Below are 2,320 nucleotides of genomic sequence, written 5' to 3'. Positions count from 1 at the left end.
GGCGGGAGCGGCCCTTGGCGTCGGGGTCGCGCTGCGGGAGGAAGGCCGTGCGGCGGGCCCGGTCGCGGATGGCGGTGCGGACCCGGGTGGGCGGCACGGCGGGCGCGCAGCGCGAGGCGATCAGCGAGCAGGCGGCGAGGGCGGAGCCGGCCGCGGCGGTCGCGGCGAGCGCGACGGCCGCGGAGAGGCTGCCGGCGTCGAGGAGGACCAGGTCGAGGACGAGGAAGAGCAGCACGGCGGCGGGACGCGGTGTCGTCCAGTCGCGCATCACGGCCACTCCCCCTCTCGCTGCGGGTCCTCCCCCGGTTATACCTGATCGACCACGACCGGCCGAAGGAGCCTCCTCGGCTGGAGCAGCGCCCGGCTGACCGGATCAGCCGGGTCCGGGTCGAGCCCGGGGCCCGGCACCATGAGGACGTCCTCGACCGGTACGACGGTGGCGCAGGCGGGGCATTCGCCCCAGGAGCCGAGCTCGGTGCCGCACTCGGCGTGGTGGAAGGTCCGCAGCGCGCTCTCGCCGTGGTGCTCGCGCCCCCAGCGGCCGAGCGCGCGCAGGGCGGGCCACAGGGCGATGCCGCGGTCGGTGACGACGTACTCGTCACGCGGCGGGGACTCCTGGTAGCGGCGCTTCTCCAGGATCCCCTCCTCGGTGAGCATCTGGAGGCGGGCGGCGAGCACCGCGCGCGGGATGCCGAGATGGACGAGGAAGTCGTTGTAGCGCCGGACGCCGTAGAGGGCGTCGCGGATGACGAGCAGGGTCCAGCGCTCGCCGACGATCTCCAGCGCGCGGGCGATCGAACATTCCTGTGTCGCGTAGTCCTTGCCCAGTGCCATGCCGCCCACTGTAACCATTTTCCCCACCTAGGTTCAATGACCGAACTTACTCTGCTACGGTTTCCGGCATGACCAGGTTCAGTGAACGAACTCTCACTGAGGTGAGGGCCACCGAGACCCCCCAGGCGTCTCCCGCGCGCCCCACCGCCACGCTCACCCTGACCAGCGCCGCCACCGCCGTGGCCCTCATGACGTACACCGCGCCGATGGTCGCGCTCCCCGATGTCGCCGCCGACCTGCACACCCCGCTGTCCGCCCAGGCCTGGCTCCTGAACGGCACCCCGCTCGGCCTCGCCGCCCTGCTCCTGGTCGCCGGCAGCCTCGCCGACGACTACGGCCGCCGCCGGATCTTCGCCGCCGGCACCCTGGCCCTCGGCCTCACCACGGCCCTGGGCGCCCTGACCTCGTCCACCTGGCTGTTCACCCTGGCCCGCATCGCCCAGGGCGCGGCCAGCGCGGCGCTCCTCGCGAGCAGCCTGGGCCTGATCGTCCACGCCTTCCCCTCACCCCGGGGCCGCCTGCACGCGACCGGCGTGTGGGGCGCGTTCGTGAGCGGCGGCATCGCGCTCGGCCCTCTCCTGAGCGGCGCGATGCCGAACTGGAGAGTGTCCTACGGCGTCCTCGGCGCCGCCGCCCTGCTCGTGGCCGTCCTGTCCGCACGGTTCCTGACCGAGTCCCGGGCCCCGCGCGGCGGCCGTCCCGACCTCGCCGGGGCCGTGACCTTCGGGCTCGCCCTGGTCGCCCTGGTGGCGGCCCTGACCCTGGGCCGGGACGGCTGGCTGCGTCCCCCGGTCGGGCTGTTGCTGCTGGCGTCCGCGGTCCTGCTCGCCGTGTTCGCCGCGGTGGAACGCCGCTCGGCCACCCCGATGATCAACCTGGAGCTGCTGCGCCACCGCCGGTTCCTCGCGTCCTCCGCCAGCGGTCTGTTCACGGGTCTCGCGGTGATCGGCCTGTTCAGCTTCCTGCCGGCCCTCCTCCAGCAGACCCTCGGCATGTCCGCGATGGACACGGCCTGGCTCTTCCTCCTGTGGTCCGGCCTGTCCTTCGCGGTCGCCCTCCAGGTCCGCCGCCTGGCCGGCCGGGTGCCGCCGCGCCGGCAGCTCGCGATCGGCTTCCTGCTGCACGCGGCGGGCGTGCTGGCCATGCTGGGCTCGCTCGACGCGGGTTCCTGGGTACGGCTGCTGCCGGGCCTGGTGATCGCCGGTGTCGGCAGCGGCCTGCTGAACGCGGCGCTCCCGCTGCTCGCCGTGGAGTCCGTCCCGGCCGCGCGGGCGGCGATGGGCTCGGGCGCCCAGCAGACCTTCCGCTACATCGGCTCCTGCGCCGGAGTCGCCCTGACGATCGCGATCGCCACCTCCTCCGGCGGCGGCCTCGCCCACGGCGCGGACATCGCGATGATGGTGTCGGCGGTGCTGGCGCTGGTGGCGGCCGCGAGCGTGGCCGGGCTGCGGGAGCGGTGACCCGCCGCCAGCCGGCCCGCCACGGC

Annotated in this window: 3 protein-coding genes; 1 reads left to right on the top strand and 2 read right to left on the bottom strand. The window is 74.6% G+C overall.

Translation table 11 applies throughout. From position 1 onward, the window contains the following. The coding region (locus EHS43_RS42950; RefSeq protein WP_125195872.1) for a DUF6412 domain-containing protein at positions 1–268 on the bottom strand (268 nt) is incomplete at its 3' end. Positions 269–306: 38 nt separating this feature from the next. Beyond that, complete coding sequence (locus EHS43_RS42945; RefSeq protein ID WP_185806652.1) at positions 307–834, bottom strand: helix-turn-helix domain-containing protein; 528 nt, start codon at positions 832–834, stop codon at positions 307–309. A 68-nt stretch (positions 835–902) separates the two neighbouring features. On the opposite strand from EHS43_RS42945, the gene EHS43_RS42940 reads away from it, so the two are divergent. Next, positions 903–2,294 carry an MFS transporter gene (locus tag EHS43_RS42940; protein ID WP_125195870.1) on the top strand — a complete coding sequence of 464 codons (1,392 nt, stop codon included), beginning with the start codon at positions 903–905 and terminating at the stop codon, positions 2,292–2,294. Positions 2,295–2,320 lie beyond the last annotated feature (26 nt).

It is taken from the genome of Streptomyces sp. RP5T (assembly GCF_003933965.1).
Taxonomy (GTDB): domain Bacteria; phylum Actinomycetota; class Actinomycetes; order Streptomycetales; family Streptomycetaceae; genus Streptomyces.
Note: the sequence above shows the minus strand (reverse complement) of the source record. Positions and strands in the feature narration are given on the sequence as shown.